Raw genomic sequence first — 25294 nt, forward strand, 5'->3', positions numbered from 1 at the left:
CTCTCCTTGGTATTTATTAAATTCGGGGTCATGATCATGACACCCTGTACTATACCAAGAGGACTCTTTTTTGTTCAACCTTCAAATTTCTTCATTACAGGAATGCTCCTAATGGAAAAATTTCGGCAAAGTTCGGAGCTGATTGACAGTGAGAAAGAAGAAGTTATTGGTTAATTGAACCGGGAAGGAGAGGTTTTATGTTCCTAATTAAGTTTTGCCAGTCTATTAGAGAGTTAAATTTCTGTAATAAATCGCTGCAATTTTGTTCCTGCTTTAAATACAAAGCGATTATGTTTTCCTCCCGCAATAACAGCTTCTCCAATTTAAAGAGATTGAGTGTTTTAGCCAGAATATTAAATCCTTCCTTGTTAAAACGATGATTGCGGTTATTCATAAAAGGCTTAAATAAGGAGAGGAAATAATGATAAACATACTTTTGTTTGCAAGTTTACAGGAAAAGTTAGGTGTAAGCCGGCTGAATGTAGAAATAGAAACTATAACTGTAAAGGAATTAAAACATAGATTAAAAGATAAATATAATTTATTGGAAATTGATCATGCCATGGTTGCGGTGAATGAGGAATATGCCAGTGAAGAAGAAACAATTCATTCAGGGGATACGGTGGCGTTTATTCCGCCGGTCAGCGGAGGTTAATTCGAAAAAACTGTTCAATCAAGTTTTATATTTTAAGAAATGAAATGGTTCGAGGCAAAGTCAAAACATAGCAGGGGAAACATTTCCCCTGCAAGATTTAGTTTCTTATTCAAAAACGTAAGCGAGGACATCTAATGCCTGATCTACTGTCTCTACCGTTACATTTGCTTTATTGGACAACTCTTTAAGCGGATGGATGAGGGATGGCGGCCGTACGATTATCGTTGGTTTATTCATAGCAATAGCAGTGCTTGCATCCATCGCCGTATTCCACTGTTTATATTTTTCTCCAAAAAGCGCAATTACAGCATCCGACTTTTGCAACAAAAGTTCTGTACGGAAATTATTAATGCTGGACGCAGCATCATCCCGGTAATATGGCCCCGGCTGTTCACCTAAAATCGCTTCTCCGATATCGTCGGAACGGTCATGATTCGTTTGCGGCCCGACAAAGTGAATCGGCAAATTTCTTTCCTTTGCCTTTTCTTTAATTTCCTCCCGCCAATTATCATGGATTTGTCCTGCCAAATAGACAGTTATTTCCATATCTTCTCCTCCTTCAACATCGTCTACCTCCATAGTAAATGATTTAGACATTTATGAAAAGTAAAGAAGTTTCTGTGTTCATCATTTTCCTTTTAGGGGATTATTTAGTATGATATTTATTGGTAAAAAGGAACTATGGGAGGAAAAAAATGAGGAATTTATTGTTCATCATCTTAATAGTTGTTGTCTTGAGCGGTTGCAGCAATTTTCAGTCGGAAGAGAAAGCGGTGGTAAATGCGGTGGATAAAGCAAAAGAAATTTTCCAGGACGAAACTCCCGTAAATGTAAATTATGAAGCTGAAGACTTTTCATTATACGTGCCGAAACGGTTTGATATAAACAGTGCGGATGAACATAATGTGATTTTGCAGGATGGTGACCAAAAATATATCGTTTTTTATAATGAGTTGGAAGATAGCCGCAGCAAACTGCATTATAACGAAGCAAAAACGATTGGAACACTAGCTTTTGAAGCCTTTGAAGACGAAGGAAAGTTTGGCTATATCCGGATTATGCCTGACGAGGGAGAAGGATATGAAATTCAAGTCGGTATTGGCGGTGTAAAGATTACGACGTTGACGAAGAAAGGCAATATGGAAAAAGATGCAGAAGAAATGATGAACATCGCTAAATCGATTGTTGCAAATAGCTGAATCTTTTGCCCTCGATGGAGTCATCCGAATTGAAAGAGAAGGAGAATAACGGTATGATTATGCCGAAGGAGTGAAAAGAGTGAAACAATTAGAATCAGCGGAACAGTATCATTCATTAGCGAAAGACGGAAAGGTGATCATGCTTTTTACAGCTGACTGGTGTGGTGATTGCCGATTTCTTGAGCCTTTTTTGCCGGAAATTGAAGCAACCTTTCCTGAATATACTTTTGTTTCCATTGACCGGGACAAATATATAGATTTATGCCAAGAGCAGGATGTGCTTGGAATTCCAAGTTTTATTGCCTATGAGAACGGCAAGGAAATTGGCCGTTTTGTAAGCAGAGACCGGAAGACGAAGGAAGAAGTTATCCAGTTTATTCGAAATCTGCCAGCATCATCCTGACATTTAATAAGGTGGTAGAGAATGTGAGAATCACAACTTTCCAAATGTACAAAAAACTAAAAGAACTGTTTGACGAAGAACGGTTTTCTATGACTTATAACCGGGATAAAAATACGTTCCGGATTGAGTGGAAAGATTCGAAACAGGGGATAACCGTTTCCTTGCCAAATATCGTTGCGAAATATCAGGAAGAGGGCCAATCCGCAATTGATGAACTGGAAGAACATCTTAAAGAAGCGTTGCGCGTCATGAATGAACAATACGACTTGGATGGGAAGGAAAAACATATTTTTCCGGTAATCCGGTCAACTTCTTTTCCTGTCAAAACTAAGTCGGGGAAAAAATTAGTTACAAAAGACCATACGGTGGAAACCCGTATTTTTTATGCGTTAGATCTGGGAAAGTCTTATCAGCTTATTGACGAATCTTTATTGGAAAAAGAAGGCTGGAGCAAAGAACAGATCGATGAAATCGCCAGTTTTAATGTCCGGTCGCTAAGGACAGAACCGAAAAAAGATACGGTAAGAGGCAATGATTATTATTTTATCGCAACCCAAGACGGCTATGATGCCAGCCGGATTTTAAATGATGCCTTTTTAGAAGAAATGAAGGCAAAATGCAAAGGGGAGATGGCGGTTGCTGTACCCCATCAAGATGTACTTATAGTTGCGGATATTCAAAATAGTACAGGATACGATATTTTGGCCCATATGACGATGAAATTTTTTACCGAAGGACGAATTCCTATTACATCGTTATCGTTTATTTATGAAGACAGAAAACTGGAGCCAATATTTATCCTCGCAAAGAACAAACCGACGGATTGAAGAAAGGGAGATGGACGAATGTACGTATTTTATAACCCAGAAGGAATTGGTGACGTATTAATTGTACCCGTCAAAGACGAAGATCGATACCATATTACGCATGAGCAATTTGGCGATATTGTGCGCATTGCATCGACAAAGGACAAACAGGTTGTCGGCTACAATATTTTTAATGCATCGAAATATTTCACCCTAGAGGAAAAAGGGAAAATTAAGCTCACCGAATCATTGCTGGAGCAAATGCGAGTTGTTTTTGACCAATTTAATCTTGACGACCCGCTTGATTTTGATTTAACTCCGAAATTTGTTGTCGGATATGTAATGTCCAAGGAGCCTCACGAAAATGCGGATAAATTAAGTGTTTGCCAAGTAGATGTCGGGGAGGAATCACCGCTTCAAATCGTATGCGGCGCACCGAATGTTGACGCAGGGCAAAAGGTAGTCGTTGCAAAAATTGGAGCAGTCATGCCGAGCGGCTTAGTAATCAAACCGACAGAGCTTCGTGGAATAGCTTCCAATGGGATGATCTGTTCTCAGAAGGAACTTGGGTTGCCTAATGCGCCAAAAGAGAAAGGGATTTATGTATTAGACGATTCCTATACAGTCGGCGAAGAATTTGTTTTTTAATCGTAAGTTCAGTACTAGTCCAGCGGCTAGTACTTCTTTTTTCGGAAGAAGCTGCGATGAATTCCCATAAACATTGGTACAAATTTACAAAAAATAAATAAAAAATGCTACAATGATAGTTAACAATGTAAGGATAAGAAATGAGTGAAAAATATGTGGGAGAAATGGGTGCAGAGGGTAAAAAATTTATTTTCCGATGAAGAGACTTCTATTAATCCAGAAGAACATACAACGGAGCCACATGTAAATAAACAAATTCACGCTAGAGTAGCGTACCAATATCCGAAGAAAAGGAATTTTCGTTTTCCGGTTATTCCTGATGAACCAGTCGTCAAGGGAAAAATAGAAAAAACTGACATCGATATTCCCGCTTATCAGCGGAGAGAACAGCAGTCTTTTGTGAATAATCAAACAAAGAGCGGAATCGAAGGAAAGCATGAAGAAAAAAGGAATAAAGAACCGTTTAAGGTGACAGAAATACCTTCACCGGTTGACGGATTTTTGAAAAAACAAACAGCGAAGGATTTGGACAATATTCCAGCATTCCTGCGCAAGGAATCAGCCAATGAAAGGCAAATTGCAGAAAACGATGATTTACGGGAAGAAGCTCCCGCTGTGCATGCTGCATTAAACGGACAATTGGCGAGCACATTGGAAAAAACAGAAGAATCTCCGGCTGACCAAAAAACAGTATTGGAACAAAAACAGGTTATAAAGCAGAAGAATAAGAAATGTTCCGAACTAATGCAAAAGGAAGGCGGACATTCAGAGAACGTCATAGAAAATGAAAATAAGGACGTTTCCAGTCAGAAACTACATAAGAAAGAAAACGAATCAAACGAAAATTTTGCTGCCACGACTGTCGGAAATGAATCTAGCATCCGTTCAGCTAACAAGTCTTCACAGGAGCAGGCCGTTAAAAGGAAGGATAGAAGGCATTTAGGTGACAGGAAAAAACATCAAAGCACGCCGCAAATTCCATTTAACGTGCTGATGACACCGGCAGACCGAATAAATAGTCAAATCGCACATAAAGGGAAGGAATCGTCAACCAGCTATGTACAAGGAACTTCAAATTCCGGCACAGAACAAAGAAAAATGTCTGAAGCGGCGGTACCTAAAGAAAGGAAACTTGATCTCTTTGTTCCGAATCATTTATTGAATGATCCGGTTCCAAAAAGCGATAACAATCGGCTCTGGCTGGAAGAGCAGCAGCGGCTCCTGGAAGAAACGTTGAAACATTTTCATGTTAAAGCTTCCGTTGTTCGGGCTACCCAAGGACCGGCGGTAACCCGCTTTGAAGTGCATCCGGAGCTGGGGGTAAAGGTTAGCAAAATAAAAAATTTAAGCGATGATTTAAAGTTAAATATGAAGGCAAAAGATATCCGCATTGAAGCGCCGATTCCAGGGAAAAATACAGTTGGGATAGAAGTACCAAATCCAAAGGCTCGGATGGTCGGACTCCAGGAAATATTTGAAACAGAAGAATTCCAATCAAGCACTTCACCTTTGACGATTGCTTTAGGTTTAAGTATTGAAGGGAAGCCTAAAATAACGAATATCCAAAAAATGCCCCACGGCCTTATTGCCGGGGCAACCGGTTCCGGGAAAAGCGTATGCATAAACACGTTATTAATCAGCATGTTGTATAAAGCAAGTTACGAAGAGGTGAAATTCCTGCTTATTGACCCTAAGATGGTGGAGCTTGCTCCATATAACGGCATTCCCCATCTCGTTGCACCGGTTATCACCGATGTGAAAGCGGCGACCCAAAGCTTAAAATGGGCAGTGAACGAAATGGAAGAGCGGTATGAAAAGTTTGTCCAGGAGGGAGTTCGCAACATCGAAGGATATAATCGGAAAATGGTACAGCAGCACCGGGAAGAGGAAAAAATGCCCTTTATTGTCATCGTTATCGATGAATTGGCGGATCTGATGATGACATCTCCCCATGATGTAGAGGAGTCGATTAGCAGGATCGCCCAAAAAGCAAGGGCGTGCGGAATACATTTGATTTTGGCAACCCAGCGGCCTTCGGTTGACGTTATTACCGGATTAATTAAAGCAAATATTCCGACCAGGATTGCTTTCAGTGTTTCGTCACAAGTCGACTCCCGGACGATAATCGATGTAAGCGGAGCGGAAAAGCTTCTCGGAAAAGGGGATATGCTCTTTTTAGAAAATGGAACAGGTAAAACCGTCCGCCTGCAAGGCCCATTTGTATCCGATGAAGAAATTGAACGGGTAACGAATTATGTCCGTACTTTAGCTGAACCGAATTATTTGTTCGAACAGGAAGATTTATTGGAACAAGTGACGATTGATGAAGAGGAAGACGATCTATTGCCGGATGTCATTGATTTCGTTATCGAGCAAAATAGTGCCAGCACTTCTTTATTACAACGGAGATTTAAAATCGGGTACAATCGGGCGGCTAGACTGATGGATTCGCTGGAGCATCGAGGAATTATATCCGGTCAAAACGGAAGTAAACCGCGGGAAGTATTAGTATCAAAACCATTTGAAAATGAGATAAAATAAATCCGATTTTGGGGGAAAATCAAATAAAAGGAGTATCGAGGATGAAAAAGGAAATTGACTTAAAATTAGAAGGAAAAATTGACAGGCTTACGAATAAAACATTTAAATTTGACCCTCGTATTAAGGATGGATGGTTTTCGGCAGTCTATTTTTTAAAAACAAAAAAAATTGCTGAAGAAAAACTTCCGAATAATTACGTTACGATGCAGTTTTTCCAAAAAGAACACGCGGTTCTTTGCGGAACGGATGAAGTGATTGCCCTTCTGCATACTTTTGCAGATGAACCGGAAACATTGGAAATTAAATCATTACGTGACGGCGACAAAATCGAGCCATATGAAACGGTACTTACAATTTCCGGAAAGTATCAGCAGTTTGGCTATTTAGAAGGAATTATTGACGGAATTCTCGCAAGAAGAACATCTGTCGCTACAAATGTATACAATGTTGTAAAAGCAGCCCATTCATCAGGAAAGAAAAAACCGGTCATATTTATGGGAGACCGGGATGATCACTATACGACCCAGGCAGGGGATGGATATGCTGCATTTATCGGCGGATCTACCGCACAAGCTACCCATGCCATGAATGAATGGTGGGGGAAAGAAGGAATGGGGACGATGCCCCATGCTCTAATTCAGATGTTCCGCGGGGACGTTGTTGCGGCAACGCGGGCGTATCATGAAATGTTCCCGGAAGATGATTTGGCTGCGCTCGTTGATTATAACAATGACGTCATTACCGATTCCTTAAAGGTAGCAAGGGAGTTTGGGGAAACGTTAAAGTCCGTAAGGCTGGATACGTCACGGACCCTTGTCGACCGGTATTTCTTGAGAAACCATCATTTAATGGGAACCTTTGACCCGCGCGGTGTAAATGCCGAATTGCTGTTTGCTTTACGGAAAGCGCTGGACGATGAAGGGTTTCATCATGTAAAAATTATGGTGACCGGCGGCTTAAATGAAAAACGGATTCGTGAATTTGAAGAGAAAAACGTTCCGGTTGATATTTACGGGGTCGGAAGGAGCTTATTAAAGCTCGATATCGGCTTTACTGGGGATTTGGTTCTATTAAACGGAGAGCCGGAAGCAAAAGAAGGCCGCAGATACCGTCCTAATCCGCGACTGGAAAAAGTCGAATACCGGCCGCCGGAAGATTAATCTAAAAGAAACAGTGCTGCCATATCCATTTATTACAGCGGGTATTTAAACTGTAACATTAATTAATTTTATTCCCGGTAGTTTTTTGCTATAATAACCATGGTTATGCACTGTTTTGGGTTTTTAACTTTTTTGAACATGTTGGAGGTTCGTTTATGACAACTTACCATTTGATTGGTATAAAGGGGACGGGAATGAGTGCTCTTGCACAAATTCTTCAAGATTCGGGTGAAAAAGTACAAGGTTCGGACGTAGAAAAACGTTTTTTCACCCAGCAAGCATTAGAAGAAAAAAATATTTTAATCTTGCCCTTTTCCGAAGATAATATTAAAAAAGAATATACGGTAATTGCCGGCAATGCATTCAAAGATGATCACGAAGAAATAAAAAAGGCAAAAGAACTGGGCTGCACTTTTTACCGATACCATGAATTTTTAGGGGAATGGTTAAAGAAATTTACGAGTATTGCTGTTACAGGCGCCCATGGGAAAACGTCCACTACCGGCTTATTAGCCTATGTTTTGGATCAAGCCTATCCGATTTCCTACTTGATAGGTGACGGTACCGGGAAAGGACATGAAGACAGCAAATATTTCGTCTTTGAAGCATGTGAATACCGCCGGCATTTTTTAAGCTATGAACCAGATTATGCCATTATGACAAATATTGATTTTGATCATCCGGATTACTTTACGAGCATTAATGATGTGTTTGATGCTTTCCAGTCCATGGCGGACCGGGTTAAAAAAGGGATTATTGCCTGGGGGGATGATGAGCATCTGCAGCGATTGCAGACAAAAGTTCCAATCATTACCTATGGATTTGGACCAGCGAATGATTTCCAGGCGCAAAATGTGAAAGAGACAGAAGAAGGAACGGTCTTTGATGTTTTTGTCAGAGATACTTTTTATGATACGTTTACCATACCGATGTACGGTGACCATCATGTATTAAATGCGCTGGCGATTATTGCCATCTGTGATTATGAAAGAGTTCCGAAAGAAGCGATAAAGAAAATGAGCACATTCCCGGGAGTGAAGCGCCGATTTACAGAAAAGAAAATCGATAATCAGGTGCTGATTGATGACTATGCCCATCATCCGAGGGAAATTGACGCAACAATTGATTCAGCCCGAAAAAAATATCCGGATAAACATATCGTCGCTATTTTCCAGCCTCATACTTTTACGAGGACGAGAACATTTATGCAGGAATTTGCCGATAGTTTAAGCCGTGCCGATTCCGTTTACTTATGCGATATATTCGGCTCCGCCCGGGAAGAATCAGGCCAGCTAACCATTTATGATTTGCAAAAGTTAATTCCGAACAGCGCCGTATTAGAATTAGAACAAACATCTGCCCTAAAAAAGCATGAAGATAGTGTGTTAATTTTCATGGGAGCTGGAGACATCCAGAAATTTCAACAAGCCTATGAAAAAGAAATTTCTGAAGGAAAGAAAGTAACAGAGTAATTTCCAAGCTGGATCACATAAAGTAAAAGTCTGAATGCTCTTCAGACTTTTTATTTTTAGGAACGGAAAATAAACAAAATCAAAAAGAAGATTGTCGAAATAGTTTCTTGAAAGTTATATACTAATATTATGGAAAAAATATGCGTGCTCACTTTTCAACCGATGGGAGTTCGTATAACATCATTCAGAACAATAAAAGGGGTGTGAAATACACATGGAATTAATGCTTACGCTCGCAGCAATAATCGCAGCTGTATCCTTTGCCGTATTAGTCGTATTTATTATCATTACGTTAAAAGCGACGAGAGAAACAATGCAGCATGTTTCCAGCTCATTGCAAAGCTTGGATAAACAAGTGAAGGATGTGACGAAGGAAACTACAGAATTGCTGAATAAAACGAACCAATTGACGGATGACCTGAACGAAAAGTCGGAGAAATTAGATGCCTTTTTTGACGGGGCAAAAGGATTTGGCGATTGCTTAAATGATTTTAGCAAATCATTAGACCAAATTTCTGAAAGCATTCGCAAAGCGTCCCAAGTAGACCAAGAAAAAGCGGCCCAAGCTGTAAAATGGGGAGCGGCTATTGTTGACTACTTCAGTCAAAGGAAGAACCGCAATAAATAGGAGGTACATATGGCGGAAGAATTCAGTACGAAAGAATTTATAATCGGCACTGTGGCAGGAGCAGTGATTGGCACTTCATTAGCAATTTTGTTTGCTCCGAAAACCGGCAGGGAGCTTCGCGGAACGATAAATCGAAGCGCCTTAAGGATGAAATATCACACGGAGGAATGGAGAAATATTGCACAGGAGAAAGGGAGCGGCCTAAAGGAGAAGGCATATACTACTGTGGAAGAAATTCGCAAGATGGCCATCGTCTCCAAAGGAAGGAAAAAACAGGCTGAATCTGACAATGGGATATAGTGGCCGGAAATGCAAAACAAAAATACTCGGAGAGAAATTTTTCTCTCCGAGTATTTTTGATGGCCCTCTTAGCCTTATGTGCCTATTCCCAGCGTATTTCTAAATGGTCCCCGTCAGAGATTGCTGAGTAAAAAGTTGTTTCTTCCCCATTCCTGTACAATGAAAAATTTCCTGTTTTGCCCGTCATATCTATATCAACATAGCGGAAAACGTCCTGGAAAATAAAGTCAGCGGTTTCTTTTTCCGTTAATGTCAATTCATCAAAAGGGGAAAGGGGACTTTGTAATGAGAGAGACTGCCCGTCCCTTTCGACTACAATATTTTCTTGCTGCAAAGTTACTGGTTCCCCGTTAAACGTAACGGAAATGGAATGGTAATACGATTGATTCAGCTGTTTTAACAACGTTTCCACTATAACTTGTTCATCCGGCAATATAGTAATTCGGTCATGGGGCTTTAATAGATAATCTTCGTCTACTTTTTCGTCATTCACGACAAAACTGGTTCCGCTTGCTTCCAGTTGCACTTCCTCCCCGTTCACATAAACCGGAAAAGTATGGTTCCATTGTCCGGAAACGATCTGTTCTATAAAGTCATAGGCAGTTTTTGTTTGAATAATTTTAATTTCGTCCCCGTCTCTAATAATATAATCACTATCCTTTTTCTCGCCGTTCACGTATATTTCCGGTTTAAGTTTATATACTTCGTTCTCAAAATATACTGGGACGGGTGACGTTTCTCCAATAAATTCACCTAACGTAAGCTGGGCATGTTTTCCGTCTTTCCCGCGCTGGATGGTAATTTCGTCGTTTTCGGAAATAACGTCATCTACAGATGCCAATTTTCCGTTTAAGAAGATTTTTGGCGGTTCCCCCAGCTCTCCCGGTATGGAAACATCTTTTCCGTTTACTTTAACGAAGGAAGCCATTCCCGGTCGGCCATACCATTTCTTTATATTGATTCCCGCATGTACTAGACAATCACCGATCGTCAGTCGTTTCAATTCAAATAGGCGGAAAGTATTGTCATTTACTTTTACTTGTATGTAATGGACTGGATTTTCGTTTGCACTGATGGCAATGCCTATTGGGGTGATATAGTCCGGCCCTTTAGGGATCTGTTCATTTAATTCGATATGCTGCAGCGTATCCAGTCCGCGGACAGCTACCCGATTTTCCGGCAATTGCAGCTTTCTCGCAATAACTTTTGGCAGTTCCGGCGTTAAGCTTCCGCCGCCAATCAGCATTACCGCCCGGGGAGAGCGGCCGTTTAGACGAAGAATTTCATCGGTAATCGCCTCAGCCAAATTCTCAATCTGGGCAGAAATATCGGAAACGAGTGTGTCGTATGTAATTGTCGTCTCGAAGCCGAGAATATCCGCAACCGTTGCCTTCCCTTCATTCACAATCTTCCGTTTTGTCTGTTCCGCATCTTTAAAGTCCAGCAAATACTGGTCACTAATCGCTTCGGTAATTTCATCGCCTGCAACAGGGACCATTCCGTAGGCAACAACCGTTCCTTTATCGGTAATCGCAATGTCGCTTGTTCCTGCGCCGATATCGACTAATGCAACGTTTAAGCGCCGCATCGATTCAGGGATTAGAACTTTAATCGCAGCAATTGGTTCCAATGTTAATGCTTCCATTTCCAAATTAGCCCGTTCCAGGGCAGCAAGGAGAGATTCCACTACAACTTTTGGCAAAAAGGTGGCAATAATCTCGACGGATGCATTTTCCCCGTTTTGATCAATTAAAGACCCGATTTCTTCGCCATCGATTTTATAGCGCAATACTGAATAACCGACACAGTAATAATGATTGGGACCGGTACCTTGCTGCTGGGCCGTTAATAATTCCTGGGCATGATGAACGGCAGTCAGTTCTAAATGCCGTACCGCTTCCTGACTGGTGACCGCATGTTTTAGCGACATATCTGCATCTGCAGTCATTGTTTTTAATGTTCTGCCCGCTGCAGCTACGCTGACACGGGAAAGGGAAAGGTGCTGCCTTTTTTCCAATTCATTTTTCACTTCTTGAATAACTTCACTGACGGCAATGACATGGTGAATTTGTCCGTCCTTCATATAGCGTTCCTTATATTCTTTCATATAGTAATCTACTAATTTATAACGCTCATGTTCGTTTCTTAATAAAATTCCTGTGACGGAACGGGTGCCAATGTCTAAGGCAAAGATGAGATCTTCCATCTTAACCACTCCTTTGCGGGGCAAAAATCCTATTCTTATTAATTATAAACTTAATGGTGACAAATGAAAGAATTTTAGCTATAATTGTCACTAATTATTAAGATACTTTAGGAGGAACGATGATGGGTAGTAGTTTGGATACGTTGCGCAAACAGCTTGATGAGGTCAACCTGGAAATATTGGAACTGATTAACCGCCGTGCCGAAATAGTTCAGCAAATTGGTCAAATTAAGTCAAAGCAAAGCATGAAAAAATTTGATCCGGTCCGTGAACGGGAAATGCTTGATCTCATTACGTCACATAATACCGGTCCATTTGAAAATTCGACCATTGAGCATATATTTAAAGAAATTTTTAAAGCAGGCCTGGAGCTGCAGGAAGATGATCACCGCAAAGCATTGCTCGTTTCTCGGAAAAAGCAGCCGGAAAATACGGTTATTCGCATTAAAGGCATTGAAATCGGCAATGGGAAGAAACATCATGTCTTTGGCCCTTGTGCAGTGGAAAGCTATGAACAGACAGCCCAAGTGGCAAAGTCAGTGAAGGAGAAGGGATTAAAACTGCTGCGTGGAGGTGCCTTTAAGCCAAGAACATCTCCATATGATTTCCAAGGTCTAGGTGTAGAAGGATTGGAAATTTTGAAACGGGTTGCCGATGAATATGATTTAGCAGTAGTTAGTGAAATTGTGACTCCGAAAGATTTAGAAATCGCTGTCGATTATGTTGATGTCATTCAAATCGGAGCACGGAATATGCAAAACTTCGAATTATTAAAAGCAGCGGGACAAATAGATAAGCCGATCTTGCTTAAGCGCGGATTATCGGCAACAATTAGTGAATTTATCAATGCAGCTGAATACATTATTTCCCGCGGCAACGGGAATATTATTCTCTGTGAGCGGGGAATAAGAACTTACGAAACGGCAACGAGAAATACGCTGGATATTTCGGCGGTTCCGGTATTAAAGAAAGAAACCCATTTGCCGATCATGGTGGATGTGACCCATTCTACCGGTCGACGGGACTTGCTCCTGCCGGCTGCGAAGGCGGCCCTTGCCATAGGTGCTGATGGCATTATGGCGGAAGTTCATCCAGATCCGGCTGTAGCTTTATCAGACTCTGCTCAGCAAATGGATATTCCGACATTTGACAAATTTTATGAAGAATTAACGGACCTGGAAAGAAGATTAGGCTAAAATAAATAGAAAAGACTGATCATCCGAAAGAGATGAATCAGTCTTTTTTAATTTTGTATTTTTAACTTTAGTGGAGTATGATATAAAAAAGAAAAGATGTACTAGGTATACGTATAGGAGGTATGACAAATGACAGTAACAATTTATGATGTAGCTAGAGAAGCGAACGTATCGATGGCGACGGTTTCTCGTGTTGTAAACGGCAACCCGAATGTAAAACCGAGTACCCGGAAAAAAGTGCTGGCAACAATTGAAAGATTAGGATACCGGCCAAATGCGGTTGCCAGGGGTTTGGCAAGCAAAAAAACGACGACGGTCGGTGCTATTATCCCGGATATTTCCAGCATATTCTTTTCCGAGTTAGCACGGGGAATTGAAGATATTGCCACGATGTACAAATACAATATTATTTTAAGCAACTCCGACCAAAATAAAGACAAGGAAATTAAATTGATTAATACGATGCTGGAAAAACAAGTGGACGGCATTCTTTTCATGGGCGGAAAGATTACAGATGAGCATATCCAGCAATTTAATTCTGCCAATGTGCCTGTCGTGCTTGCTGCTACTTATGACGATACCGGTCAAATGCCAACGGTGAATATCGATTATGAAAAAGCAGCATACGAAGCAACGAAATATTTTATCGATGGAGGAATCCATCCGGCATTTGTAGCTGGCAGCGAAGAGACGAGCATTAATTTGCAAAAATTCAACGGATACAAACGGGCGCTGGAAGAAGCAAATCTTCCTTTAAGAGAAGATTTTATTGCCCATGGGGACCATAGCTATGAATCAGGAATGGAAGCAGCGAAACAGCTCTCCGAATTGGAAGAAAAGCCAATGGCAATTTTTGTTTCATCGGATGAAATGGCTTTAGGTGTTATTCACGGTGCCCAGGATTTGGGATATAAGGTGCCGGAAGATGTCCAAGTCTTCGGTTTTGACAATACACGACTCGCAACAATGGTACGGCCGACTTTATCGACAGTAGTACAGCCAATGTATGATATCGGGGCGGTTGCCATGCGGCTATTAACAAAATACATGAATAAAGAAGAAGTGACAGAGAAAAATGTAATTTTGCCTCACCGAATTGAAATAAGAAACTCAACTTTAATAAAATAATGCCGATAATATAGTTAAGTCCTGCTTTCAATTAAAATGAATCAATAACTCATATTGCATGGGGAGATACGAACGATGAAAAAAAGAGATATTCTGACTCCAATCGGCATTACACTTGGGTTTGTAATGATTATCCTTGCCATCATGTCTAACTCGGGAACAGATGGATTTTTATCCTTTATAGACTTTGCTGGTATTCTTATTGTGATTGGCGGGGTAACAGGTTCCATGTTTATTACGTTTAAGCTGGAGCAAATTAAGCTCACCGGCAAAATCATTAATGAAACATTGTACAAAAATGATATCCGGCTTTCCGAATTAATCCGCTTATTCGTCCGTTTGGCAGAAAGAGCACGGCGGGAAGGAATTCTTGCATTAGAAAATGAACTGGATGATATTGACGATCCGTTTATCCGGAAAGGAATTTTGCTCGTCGTCGACGGTATTGAACCCGAAGTCATTAAAGACATTATGGAAGCAGAAATTACGGCGATGGAGGAAAGGCATTATAAAGGCCGGGTTATTTTAGAAAAAGCGGGAGATTATGCACCTGCCTGGGGAATGATCGGAACCCTTATCGGTCTCGTGCTGATGCTTAATCAATTGTCTAATCCGGAAAACCTCGGACCTGCTATGGCGGTCGCATTATTAACAACGCTATACGGAACAGTACTGGCCAATTTAGTTTTTCATCCGATGGCAAGCAAATTAGAAGCAAAAACAGAAGAAGAAGTGTTTACGAGACAAATTATTATTGAAGGAATTATCGGCGTCCAGTCTGGACAAAACCCGCGTATTTTGGAAGAAAAACTAAGTGCCTTTTTGTCTGAAGAAGATATGGCAAAAGAAAAAGAAAATGAGGTAGAAGAATTTTCAGGAGAGACTTTCAATGAAGCGTAGACAGAGACGGCAAGTGAAAAGTAGCGGTTCTCCCAAATGGATGGTTACGTACTCGGATATGGTGACACTTATTTTAGTCTTTTTTATTTTACTGTTTTCCATGTCACAAATTGACCAGCATCGGTTTCAGGCCATCTCTGAGTCCTTTCAAAACCGGATGATTTTTGATTTTTTTCCATCTTCCGTGCCGATGGAATATCCTTCTGACAGTTCCAGTACAGGAGGGAATAACGGCGGGGATTCAGATGGGATTCCGATGACGAATAATGAGGCAGCCGATCCGTCTGGAAACGCAGAAGAGGAAGAGGGAACTGCTCAACACAGCAGTTTGGAAGACAATGTCCAGTCCTTTCTAGACGAAAATGATTTAAATGGCATCATTTCAACGAACCGCACCGAAGAGGGCGTTTCGTTAGTATTGCAGGACTCGATCTTGTTTGCAACGGGCGAGGCTGAAATTCTGGAATCAGCAGAAGGATTTTTAAATAAAGTCGGAGAATTTCTTCAAGGCATTCCTAATCGAGTCCGAGTCGAGGGACATACAGATTCCAGACCAATCTATAATTACCGTTATCCGTCCAACTGGGAACTTTCGGGGGCCCGGGCAAGCAGCGTCATCCGGTATTTAATTGACAACTTTGCAATTGACAGTCAGCGTTTTACCTCAGTTGGTTATGCGGAGACAAGACCTGTCGCATCCAATACATCTGAGGAAAATATGCAGAAAAACCGACGGGTAGAAATCGTCATCCTGGAAACGAAGGAAGGAGCTGAATAAGAAACATTCAGCTCCTTTTAAATTTGGATAATATTTAGCAGCTGCTGCAAAAGAATCCGATTTTTTTCCTCAATGTCTGCTTTCCTTGGAATGACAGGAAAATCCGCTTCATTATCTTGCCATTCCGCTGGCAAAGCGGACGGTGCTTCTTTTTGCCACTTTTCCAAAAACTGCTTTGGCAATGGTCCAACTGCCACTGTATCCGTTTTCATCACGTTCCAAATTTGTCCCCACGCTCTTGGCACAACTCTCCAAATATCGTAGCCGCCGCCGCCAAGCCCAATCCATCTGCCGTCACAATATTCATGGGCAAGTTCATGGGCCAGCTCAGGAATCCGTTCATAGATTTTCATTGAACCGCATAAATGGGTTAGCGGGTCAAACATATGGGCATCAGCCCCGTTTTGGCTAACGATAACATCGGGCTGGAAATAATGGACAATCTCTCTTAAAGCTGTTTCATATAATTCCAAAAAGGATTCATCCTGGGTAAATGCATCAATTGGCAAATTAAAAGAATAGCCATATCCGCTGCGCATTCCCCTTTCATTGACATAGCCGGTGCCCGGAAACAAATATCTTCCAGTCTCATGGATGGAAAAGGTGCATACGTTAGGGTCATCATAAAAAGCCCATTGTACCCCGTCTCCATGATGGGCATCTGTATCCACATACAGCACTTTTAAATTATACTTTTCCCGGATATATTTAATTGCAATTGCTCCGTCATTATAAATGCAAAACCCGGAGGCTTTTCTTTTAAAGCCGTGATGCAGTCCTCCGCCTAAATTTAAAGCATGATCCGCTTCCCCCGTTAATACGGCATCAACCGCCGTTAAGGAGCCTCCGACAATCATGCTGGACGCTTCATGCATATTCGGGAATATAGGTGTATCGTCGGTACCTAAGCCGAACTGTAACCCCTTTTCAATGGATAGCTTTCCTTCTCCAGCCCTTTTTACAGCTTCAATGTAATCTTCATCATGTAAAAGGGCGATTTCCTCTTCACTGGCAAGGCGGGGAGGAATAATGTCTTCCTCTGACAAACTGTTAGAAAACTCCAATAATTCCTTTGTTAATAATACCCGTTTTTGATTAAAGGGATGCTCTTCGTTAAAATGGTAGGACAAATAGGCATCCGCGTATATAAAAACAGCTTTCTTTTTCATATTTTTGGCTCCGGAATATTATTTGGCCATAACAGCTTGTATCCCGCTTGCCGCAAATCTTGAATGACTGGAGTCGGATTCATCGTTCTTATTCGGAGGACGATAATTTTATAGTTCGGATCATTTTTGTACGGGTATATTAGAACCGACACAATATTTAAATTACGCTTGCTGATGATGGAAGTTACCTTTGGCAATTCTCCAGGAATATCAGGGACTTTTACTTCAATGAGGGAACTTTGGACATGGGTTCCGGTAAGCTGAATCAACGTATACAACATATCCTTTTCGGTAACGATGCCAACTAAACGGTCATGCTGAACGACAGGGAGGCAGGCAATTTCATTTTCATAAAAAACTTTCGCAATTTCTTCCACGAAATCTAAAGGATGGACTGTAAGAACAGGAGAGCTCATAATCGTATGAATTTCGTTTAACAAATCGTCTTCATTTGGTTCTTTTAATAGAATGGACGGACTTGCATCACGAACATCCCGATCCGATACGATGCCGATGACACGGTAATGGTCGTCAACAATGGGAATATGGCGGATGCGATGTTCCTGCAAAAGGTGCAGCGCCTCTTTAATCGTTGCGTTTGGCGGCAAAGTAATACAATCGGTTTTCATGATTTCCTCTACTAGCATAAAAAATCCTCCCTTTGTGATTGTTGAATCCTTGATAAAAAGCGAAGCTTATCAAATTTTTGGATTGATGCTTCCGATACTTTTTTTCCAATTCGAACCATTAAACAATTGGCAGGGTGGGAAATGATTTCTGGGTCATCGGTTGGTACAGGACGAAGACCTCCGGCAGCCATCATTTTTTCCATCATTTTGCGGTAATTCCAAATGCTTAAATTTGTACCGGCAAGATCCCAATGCCAATAATATTCAGTGGAAATAATAATATAATTTTCCATAAAAGGATCCATCATGGAAAGCTGCAAAAGCTGAGTAGCGACTTTCTCGCCGCGAAAATCAGGAATAATTTCAATGGCACCGAGTTCAATGAGGTCTTCCATTTGAAAAGCGGACCATCTTTCGAGCGGATCAGGGTATAAGAAGGTGACATATCCAATAATTGTCTGTTCGTGGCGGGCAATATTAATTCTCCCCTCAGGAAAGTCGGCAATATTAAGCAATGCTTCAAACTGCTTTTTAGCAGGCCGGAAAGAGACTAAACCATGATGAAATTCATACTGAATAAGCTGGTCGGACGGAAGCGGGCCTTCCAGAATAACGGTTCCTTTCGTTGTTTGTATTCGCTTTTTATAATAGGTTTTTATGTGCTCCATTCCTTCACCACCATGAAAAACTCTACAACTTAAGTATACTAGATTTTCAGCAAATTTTTTAGCGAATATTATAACTATTTCTGGTACAAAAAAAGAGATGGACCTGAACGAATCAGGTTCCATTCTCTTCATCTTCTCCTTGTTCATCTGGTGTTTCTTCATTTTCGTTATTGCCTTCAGATCCATTCTGCTTTTGGTCATTTTGTTTCTGTTTTTTATCGCCTTTCTGCTTTTGCGGTTTTTTCTTCGTTTCTTTCTCTTTGTCTTTTTCGGCCGTATCGTTTTGTTGTTTCGCGCTTTTCACGGTGACGATTTTAGACGGGCCGGATTCCATGCCAAAATAATCTACTGCAGTTACATAAAATGCATTGTATTTTCCGCTAATCCGATAACTCTGATCAGTTGTGCTGCCTATTTTGGCAAACTTTCCGTCCGCGTCAGCAGCACCGTAAATTCGGTAGCCGACAATATCTTTGTTTCCCGGCTTTTTCCACGTTATCTGATTGCCAGAGACGTTCACCGATGTCGGAGAATTTGGCGCTTTTCCGTCGTCTTTGACTCCGGTGCTGCTGCTATAATCTCCGCTTGGGAAAGCAATTTTTTCCCATTTTTCCCGTTCGCCCCGCGGGAAAAGCTTCGATAAATCACCAAGTTTGTCATACCCCATCCGTTTGAGAAATTCCGGATTAAACATTAGTCCGTCGCCTTCGACAAATTCTTTCGGTGTATTCGGCCCTGCCAATACAGCCTTGCCGTCCACCATCACTAATGAACCGCGAACGAGACTATCGTCTTTCTTCGTCGGAACAAATTTAGCATTAAATAAATCTGTTTTGACTAAACCGGCTTCCGCACATAAATCGGATGGCAACATGCCGGAGATGGCACAGTAGCTGCGGGAAACGATTCCTTCAGGCATTTGAAAACGTTCTGCCGGTGCCATCAGTTCCGGATTAATGTCCGTCGCTGCATTCACAAGTTCTGCCCACAGCCGGTTTACCCTTTGGCTGTATGTAAGTGCTCCAGGTGTATGCAATGATGCTGGTGTATCATACCCCATCCATACTCCAATCGATACATTTGGGTTAAATCCGACAAATAAGGCGTCTTTCCAATCCTGGGATGTTCCCGTTTTTCCTGCCCAATCGACATTGCGGTATTTTAATTGGGTCGGGATATATGTTGCAGTACCATATCTTAGGACGTCCCGCAGCATATCGATGGTTAAATAGGCGGTTTGCGGAGAAAATACTTCGACCGGTTCCGGTTTATGCTCATAAACGACTTCTCCGTCTTTCGTCGTAATTTTTTCAATCATATAGGCATCGACAAATTTTCCGCCATTGGCAAACGTAGCAAAAGCATTCGTATTTTCTTCAATGGTGATTCCTTCTGTTACAGCACCTAAAGATAGGGAAGGAATATAATAGTCTTCTTCCGTCAACGTTGTAATGCCCATCTTTTCAAGATAGTTTTTGGCTGGATTTTCATTAATAATTTGCATATAAACTTTTGCGGCAGGAACGTTATGGGATTTTGCCAATGCTTCCCTGGCGGATACAATGCCATAATGTGCACCGGAGTAGTTGCCCGGATTCCATGGTTTTGGCATGCCAGGGTATTGGAAAGATTCATTCGTATCCAATATTGGCGTCCCCGGCTGTACTACCCCTAATTCCATCGCCGGAGCATAGTCAATAAGGGGTTTGATTGTACTTCCAATTGGCCGTTTCGCCTGCGTTGCGTGGTTATAATACTCCTCTTCGTTTGCACCGCGACCCCCAACAAAAGCGATAATTCTTCCGGTTGCATTTTCGATTAATTCAGCTCCGACTTGGACCGGATTCGGTTTTTCTACCTTTTCTCCGGTTTCCTCATCGGTCACAACGATCGTCCGGTCGGGGCCGTAATATTCATAGTTTCTTGCCACTTCCTGGAACTTATCGTAAATCTCTTTATCAATGGTAGAGTGAATTTCATATCCGTTATTTCTTAAAGCCCATTCTGCCAAAATGTCATATTCTTCATATAAATCTTCATCATTCTCTAAATCTTTTTCCGAGTAGCCGTCCTCTTTAGCAAGCACCACTCTTAATATTTCCTTTGCCCGCTCTTCCAGTTCAAAGGTTAAATAAGGATAGGAATCGATCGGTGATTCTTTTGCTTCGGTAAAATCAGAAACGATATCATATTCTATTGCTTCATCGTATTCTTCTTTCGTAATATATTCCAGTTCCAGCATCCGAGCTAATACCGTTTTCATTCTGTCTATTCCGGGCTGGATACCTTCTTCATCCTTTAATTCGCCGTAAGGAGTAAAAGGAGTATAATAGGAAGGACTTTGCGGCAAGCCGGCCAGATAGGCGGCCTGGGCTAAATTCACTTCATCGGCATCAATTCCGAATATTCCTTGAGCTGCCGTTTGCACACCTGCAATGTTCCTTCCAGCGGCATCCCGGCCATAAGGGATAATATTTAGGTACGCTTCCAAAATTTCATCTTTATCAAAAAATCTTTCCAGGCGGAGAGCAAGGAGAATTTCTTTTGCCTTCCGTTCGAAAGAAACTTCGTTCGTTAAAATTTGGTTTTTAATCAATTGCTGTGTAAGCGTACTTCCGCCTGATTGCATACTGGAATTGGTTATCTCTTGGAATATCGCTCTTAAAATCGCCTTTGGCACAATTCCTTGATGTTCCTTAAAATATTCATCTTCAGTCGCTATCACTGCTTGAATAAGCTGAGGCGAAATTTTATCAAGCGTTGTTTCTTCCCGGTGCAAGTCAGCTCTTACATCTCCGAGATAAACGTTGTCGGAAAAGAACAATTTCGATGTTTCCGAGTAGTTATATATATCCTCTTCCATTTCCGCATAAGTGCGAATCGGTTCGTCTTTCACGAGGGAGGCAAAATACCCGGCGCCTATTCCGCCAACAAAAAATATTCCTATTAAACCGATTATGAGGAAGTATAAAATAATATTCCAAGTGACATCATATGTAATACGTGATATTTTTTGGATTTTTCCGGTTTTCCAAAAGGTGATGACTCGTTGCAGAAATGACTCATCACTTGAATTCCAAATGGATTTAACACGTTCGAAAAACCGTTGAAACCCATTCCCTAACTTCATATCTGTACCTCCGAAAATTTCTTTTTCCAATTATACCATATCTCATTTTTCTATAGTATTATATTTTTTTGAACATCCTATTGCATTTTTTTACAAAATATGTTATGAATTAATAATAATTCCATTAACTATAGCGGAAACTGCAATGAAGGAACGAAGTAGCACGGCAAATCCCTGTTTTAAGAGAGCGGACGGCTGGTGGAAGTCCGTACAAATTTGCCTGTGAATTACATTCCGGAGCAATTCTTTGGGACGGGATATGCTGTCTCAAGGAACGGTGGAAACACCGTTAACAATGCAAAGTGGCAATAATTATTGCAACAAGGGTGGTACCGCGTGTAACTAACTCGTCCCTTATGTGTGGGGCGGGTTTTTTTATTTGCAAAAAAAATAACAGGAGTGATGATGATGGATCTCATTCAAGATCTAGAAAACCGCGGACTCATTCAGCAAACAACCGACAGAGAAGGACTGCGTGACATATTGCAAAATGAGTCGATTACGTTATATTGCGGATTTGATCCGACGGCGGACAGCTTGCATATCGGTCATTTAGTGCCCCTGATTATGCTGAAAAGGTTCCAGCAAGCAGGGCATCGTCCGATTGCCCTAGTTGGCGGAGGAACAGGGATGATTGGTGACCCGAGCGGACGGTCAACAGAGCGAACGTTAAATACAAAGGAAGTCGTACGTGGATATAGCGAAAGCATCCGAAAACAGATCAGCAAAATTTTGGAAGTTGGGACAGATGAAAAAGCGGTTGTCGTACGTAACAACATGGAGTGGCTGGAAGAAACATCAGTGATTGACTTCCTGCGGGATGCTGGAAAGCATTTTAGCGTCAACTATATGCTGGCGAAGGATTCGGTTCAATCCCGGATTGAAAATGGCATTTCTTTCACGGAATTCAGCTACATGATTTTGCAATCACTCGATTTTCTCAAACTTTACGAAGAAGAAAACTGTGTTTTGCAAATCGGCGGAAGTGACCAATGGGGGAATATAACTGCCGGAATGGAACTCATTCGCCGTTCCCGGGAAAATTTGGACGAAGAAGTGAAAGTATTCGGCCTGACGGTACCGCTAATCACAAAAGCAGACGGAACGAAATTCGGAAAAACTGCCGGCGGAGCCGTATGGCTTGACCCGGAAAAAACTTCCCCGTATGAATTTTACCAGTTCTGGATCAACACCGATGACCGGGATGTTATCAAATTTATTAAATACTTTACTTTCTTAACAGAGGATGAAATCTCGGAATTAGAGGAAGAAGTGAATAATCGGCCTGAAAAACGGATTGCCCAAAAACGGCTGGCAGAAGAGATGACGAAGCTGGTCCATAGTGAAGAAGCGCTGGAACAGGCGCAACGAATTACCGAAGCCCTATTCAGCGGTGATGTGAAACAGTTATCAGGATCAGAAATAAAACAAGGGTTAAAAGATGTGCCGACTTCCCAGCTTGAAAATGAAGAGATAAACTTGGTTGAATTGCTTGTTCAGGCTAAAATCTCTCCTTCCAAGAGACAGGCACGGGAAGATATCCAAAATGGTGCCATCTATTTGAATGGCGACCGCATTCAAGATCTGCAATATGTCGTTGGGGAAAAGGACCGAATCGACGATCAATATACGATCATTCGCCGGGGCAAGAAGAAATATTTCCTCGTCGAGTATAAATAAATTAATGACGATACATCGGCTTACCGCCGAATGTATCGTCGAATTTTGTCAATAAAGGAAGAAAATATACGACTTTTCTACTGGTTTCGCTTATTTTAAAGTTGTTTTTAAGTTTTCATTATGTTATTTTATTTTAAGAATCAAATTCATAATTCCTAATGAAAGTGTTTACAATAAAAGAGCAGTCGATTGGTTGTTTTGAGGGTACGATTTATACCTTCAAAAGGACAAGCTTATAATCACTGTGGTGCAGTATTATATTCCAGTCATTGCAAATAGAAGGCTTGCCAACGAAAAGGTATATTCCTATCTTTGCCTTTAAAGCACAAATTTATTTTTTGAATATTTTGAAAAAATGAAAATGTTAAGTGGAATGCAATCATTAAATGGATACATATTAGCTTTTTAGGAATTATGACATTTGCCTAATGGATTTGAAACACTAGAATAGAATAAGTCAAAAAAAGTATTGGGGGATGGATATGATTATAGGATTGTTAATTATTTTGCTCTTAGTATTATTTTTGCCGTTTACGGTGAAAAAAGTAGAACATAATCTAGAGTATTTCCTCTTTATTATGGGGATTTTGGCAGCCTTAGTGAGCGGAGTCTTTAATATGGAATTATTAATGCACGCGTTGCAGGATCCGATTAAAATTACGTTGGCGGTTCTTATTGCCGGTTTATTGTTTAAATGGTTTCAGACTCAGCTTGGAAACGCCATTGATGCGGTAAGTCATAAAATGCCTTTTCCGCTTTTCGTTGCATTGGTTGTTATCGTGTTAGGCTTTATTTCCAGTATCATTACAGCGATTATCGCTGCGCTAGTTTTAGTATTGATTGTAAGCAACCTTCGTTTGGCAAGAAGAGATGAATTGCTGCTAATTATCATCGCTTGTTATTCCATTGGTATGGGGGCGGCATTAACCCCGATTGGTGAACCATTATCTACGATTACGGTCAGTAAATTAGGGGAGGATTTCTTCTATCTTGTTGAACTAGTCGGTGCTTATATTATCCCTAGTGTTATTATCCTTGGTATATTTGCCGCATTTGTTGTCAAACGCCGTAAAGGTACAGGGGAAAAAGTGGAACAAGAAGAAGAATCCTATCAGGAGATTATTATTCGCTCGGTAAAAATCTACTTGTTCGTCTTCGGTTTAACGATGTTAGGTGCAGGATTTGAACCGTTAATTAACGCTTACTTGCTGGACTTAGATCCAAAGATCCTTTACTGGATTAATATGATTTCTGCCGTCCTGGATAATGCCACATTGGCAGCAGCGGAAATCAGTCCTGCCATGAGCACTGCAACAATAGAGGCGATTTTACTTGGATTGATTATAAGTGGCGGAATGCTTATACCGGGTAATATTCCGAACATTATTGCCGCCGGAAAATTAAATATTACAAGTAAAGAGTGGGCAAAAATTGGTGTGCCGTTTGGATTAGTCTTTATGACCATTGTCTTTATCATCTTGCTATTCACTGGTCTGTAATATTGAAACGAAGGCGGAGGTTCCTTGCCAAGAAGGAACTCCGCTTTTTTCTTTAAATATTTTTCCGATTTTTGCACTAAATCTTCCACGATTTCCATTCGTCCGATTCCACGATATTTATCGTTATCTTCTCGTCGCGGAGTCTTTTACAGGAGGCGGCTCCCATCCGGGCAAAAATAAAGATGCGAAAACGAATGTTCAACTTGTGGTATTAGAAGCTGCAATAAAGCAGGAACTGGAATAGAGGGATATCTTTAAGGAATTGGTCTTTCAATCGCCAAAGCTTCGTCGGGAAATGGGTGCAGTGTTAATGGCCTATCATAAGCAGGGGATGAAAAATTCAGAAGATGTGATTAATATGCTGGCAAAACCGCAAAGATTCAAATACTATGTGTAAAATATTTCTCGAGGGGTATTTAAGCTAAATTCTGGTAAAAAAAGAGAAAGCACTCTATCATAAATGTATGCTTTGACGGGCAAATACATTTAGAAAGAGGCC

22 protein-coding genes and 1 other annotated feature are annotated in these 25294 nt (G+C 41.1%); of the genes, 16 read left to right on the forward strand and 6 right to left on the reverse strand.

What is annotated here, in order from left to right; genetic code table 11:
- The first annotated feature begins 421 nt into the window (after nucleotides 1-421).
- Entirely contained in the window at nucleotides 422-655 is a 234-nt protein-coding gene (gene moaD, locus IEV18_RS12140) for a molybdopterin converting factor subunit 1 (protein WP_188392651.1), read from the forward strand.
- Nucleotides 656-760: 105 nt separating this feature from the next.
- Here the strand turns inward: moaD and IEV18_RS12145 are convergent, their stop codons facing one another.
- Complete coding sequence (locus tag IEV18_RS12145; RefSeq protein ID WP_188392652.1) at nucleotides 761-1201, reverse strand: YtoQ family protein; 441 nt, start codon at nucleotides 1199-1201, stop codon at nucleotides 761-763.
- A gap of 149 nt (nucleotides 1202-1350) precedes the next feature.
- On the opposite strand from IEV18_RS12145, the gene IEV18_RS12150 reads away from it, so the two are divergent.
- The 9 genes from IEV18_RS12150 to IEV18_RS12190 all read left to right on the forward strand — a co-directional run bounded on the left by IEV18_RS12150 (nucleotide 1351) and on the right by IEV18_RS12190 (nucleotide 9812).
- Nucleotides 1351-1854 carry a lipoprotein gene (locus IEV18_RS12150; RefSeq protein WP_188392653.1) on the forward strand — a complete coding sequence of 168 codons (504 nt, stop codon included), beginning with the start codon at nucleotides 1351-1353 and terminating at the stop codon, nucleotides 1852-1854.
- Between the two features lie 79 nt (nucleotides 1855-1933).
- Nucleotides 1934-2257 carry a thioredoxin family protein gene (locus tag IEV18_RS12155; RefSeq protein ID WP_188392654.1) on the forward strand — a complete coding sequence of 108 codons (324 nt, stop codon included), beginning with the start codon at nucleotides 1934-1936 and terminating at the stop codon, nucleotides 2255-2257.
- Nucleotides 2258-2280: 23 nt separating this feature from the next.
- Complete coding sequence (locus tag IEV18_RS12160) at nucleotides 2281-3084, forward strand: DUF1444 domain-containing protein (RefSeq protein WP_188392655.1); 804 nt, start codon at nucleotides 2281-2283, stop codon at nucleotides 3082-3084.
- 18 nt (nucleotides 3085-3102) lie between these two features.
- Nucleotides 3103-3711 (forward strand): YtpR family tRNA-binding protein, encoded by a 609-nt coding sequence (ytpR, locus tag IEV18_RS12165; RefSeq protein ID WP_188392656.1) that lies wholly within the window; start codon nucleotides 3103-3105, stop codon nucleotides 3709-3711.
- 168 nt (nucleotides 3712-3879) lie between these two features.
- Entirely contained in the window at nucleotides 3880-6252 is a 2373-nt protein-coding gene (locus IEV18_RS12170; protein ID WP_444542329.1) for a DNA translocase FtsK, read from the forward strand.
- A gap of 41 nt (nucleotides 6253-6293) precedes the next feature.
- Nucleotides 6294-7412, forward strand: coding sequence for a nicotinate phosphoribosyltransferase (locus tag IEV18_RS12175; RefSeq protein ID WP_188392657.1), 1119 nt, complete (start codon nucleotides 6294-6296; stop codon nucleotides 7410-7412).
- Between the two features lie 155 nt (nucleotides 7413-7567).
- On the forward strand, nucleotides 7568-8884 hold the full coding sequence (gene murC / locus IEV18_RS12180) for a UDP-N-acetylmuramate--L-alanine ligase (RefSeq protein WP_188392658.1): 1317 nt from the start codon (nucleotides 7568-7570) through the stop codon (nucleotides 8882-8884).
- 214 nt (nucleotides 8885-9098) lie between these two features.
- Nucleotides 9099-9512 (forward strand): DUF948 domain-containing protein, encoded by a 414-nt coding sequence (locus tag IEV18_RS12185; protein ID WP_188392659.1) that lies wholly within the window; start codon nucleotides 9099-9101, stop codon nucleotides 9510-9512.
- Between the two features lie 9 nt (nucleotides 9513-9521).
- The gene (locus tag IEV18_RS12190) at nucleotides 9522-9812 is read left to right on the forward strand and encodes a YtxH domain-containing protein (protein WP_188392660.1); all 291 of its coding nucleotides are present in this window, start codon (nucleotides 9522-9524) and stop codon (nucleotides 9810-9812) included.
- An 82-nt stretch (nucleotides 9813-9894) separates the two neighbouring features.
- On the opposite strand, the gene IEV18_RS12195 is transcribed toward IEV18_RS12190, so the two are convergent.
- Nucleotides 9895-12018, reverse strand: a complete 2124-nt coding sequence (locus IEV18_RS12195) for a cell division protein FtsA (RefSeq protein WP_188392661.1) — start codon at nucleotides 12016-12018, stop codon at nucleotides 9895-9897.
- A gap of 119 nt (nucleotides 12019-12137) precedes the next feature.
- Here IEV18_RS12195 and IEV18_RS12200 point away from each other — a divergent pair, with 119 nt between their 5' ends.
- The 4 genes from IEV18_RS12200 to motS all read left to right on the forward strand — a co-directional run bounded on the left by IEV18_RS12200 (nucleotide 12138) and on the right by motS (nucleotide 16020).
- Complete coding sequence (locus IEV18_RS12200; protein WP_373281920.1) at nucleotides 12138-13214, forward strand: bifunctional 3-deoxy-7-phosphoheptulonate synthase/chorismate mutase; 1077 nt, start codon at nucleotides 12138-12140, stop codon at nucleotides 13212-13214.
- 129 nt (nucleotides 13215-13343) lie between these two features.
- A complete protein-coding gene (ccpA, locus tag IEV18_RS12205; RefSeq protein ID WP_188392663.1) occupies nucleotides 13344-14342 on the forward strand; it encodes a catabolite control protein A in 999 nt (332 codons plus the stop codon).
- A 75-nt stretch (nucleotides 14343-14417) separates the two neighbouring features.
- On the forward strand, nucleotides 14418-15242 hold the full coding sequence (motP, locus tag IEV18_RS12210; RefSeq protein ID WP_188392664.1) for a flagellar motor protein MotP: 825 nt from the start codon (nucleotides 14418-14420) through the stop codon (nucleotides 15240-15242).
- Nucleotides 15232-16020 (forward strand): flagellar motor protein MotS, encoded by a 789-nt coding sequence (gene motS / locus IEV18_RS12215; protein WP_188392665.1) that lies wholly within the window; start codon nucleotides 15232-15234, stop codon nucleotides 16018-16020. The genes motP and motS overlap by 11 nt, the downstream gene beginning before the upstream one ends.
- A gap of 17 nt (nucleotides 16021-16037) precedes the next feature.
- On the opposite strand, the gene IEV18_RS12220 is transcribed toward motS, so the two are convergent.
- The 4 genes from IEV18_RS12220 to IEV18_RS12235 all read right to left on the reverse strand — a co-directional run bounded on the left by IEV18_RS12220 (nucleotide 16038) and on the right by IEV18_RS12235 (nucleotide 21616).
- A complete protein-coding gene (locus tag IEV18_RS12220) occupies nucleotides 16038-17189 on the reverse strand; it encodes an acetoin utilization protein AcuC (protein WP_188392666.1) in 1152 nt (383 codons plus the stop codon).
- Nucleotides 17186-17836, reverse strand: a complete 651-nt coding sequence (locus IEV18_RS12225) for an acetoin utilization AcuB family protein (protein ID WP_188392667.1) — start codon at nucleotides 17834-17836, stop codon at nucleotides 17186-17188. The genes IEV18_RS12220 and IEV18_RS12225 overlap by 4 nt, the downstream gene beginning before the upstream one ends.
- Entirely contained in the window at nucleotides 17830-18486 is a 657-nt protein-coding gene (locus IEV18_RS12230) for a GNAT family N-acetyltransferase (RefSeq protein WP_188392668.1), read from the reverse strand. The genes IEV18_RS12225 and IEV18_RS12230 overlap by 7 nt, the downstream gene beginning before the upstream one ends.
- A 112-nt stretch (nucleotides 18487-18598) precedes the next feature.
- Nucleotides 18599-21616: a transglycosylase domain-containing protein gene (locus IEV18_RS12235; RefSeq protein ID WP_188392669.1), complete on the reverse strand. Its 3018-nt coding sequence runs from the start codon at nucleotides 21614-21616 to the stop codon at nucleotides 18599-18601.
- A 136-nt stretch (nucleotides 21617-21752) separates the two neighbouring features.
- Nucleotides 21753-21974, forward strand: a binding site (T-box leader).
- A gap of 50 nt (nucleotides 21975-22024) precedes the next feature.
- Here IEV18_RS12235 and tyrS point away from each other — a divergent pair.
- Complete coding sequence (gene tyrS / locus IEV18_RS12240; protein ID WP_188392670.1) at nucleotides 22025-23296, forward strand: tyrosine--tRNA ligase; 1272 nt, start codon at nucleotides 22025-22027, stop codon at nucleotides 23294-23296.
- A gap of 482 nt (nucleotides 23297-23778) precedes the next feature.
- Entirely contained in the window at nucleotides 23779-24795 is a 1017-nt protein-coding gene (locus tag IEV18_RS12245) for a DUF1646 family protein (RefSeq protein ID WP_188392671.1), read from the forward strand.
- Nucleotides 24796-25294: the final 499 nt, after the last annotated feature.

Origin of the sequence: Compostibacillus humi (assembly GCF_014637175.1) — a bacterium.
Classification (GTDB): Bacteria; Bacillota; Bacilli; order Bacillales; family Amphibacillaceae; genus Oceanobacillus; species Oceanobacillus humi.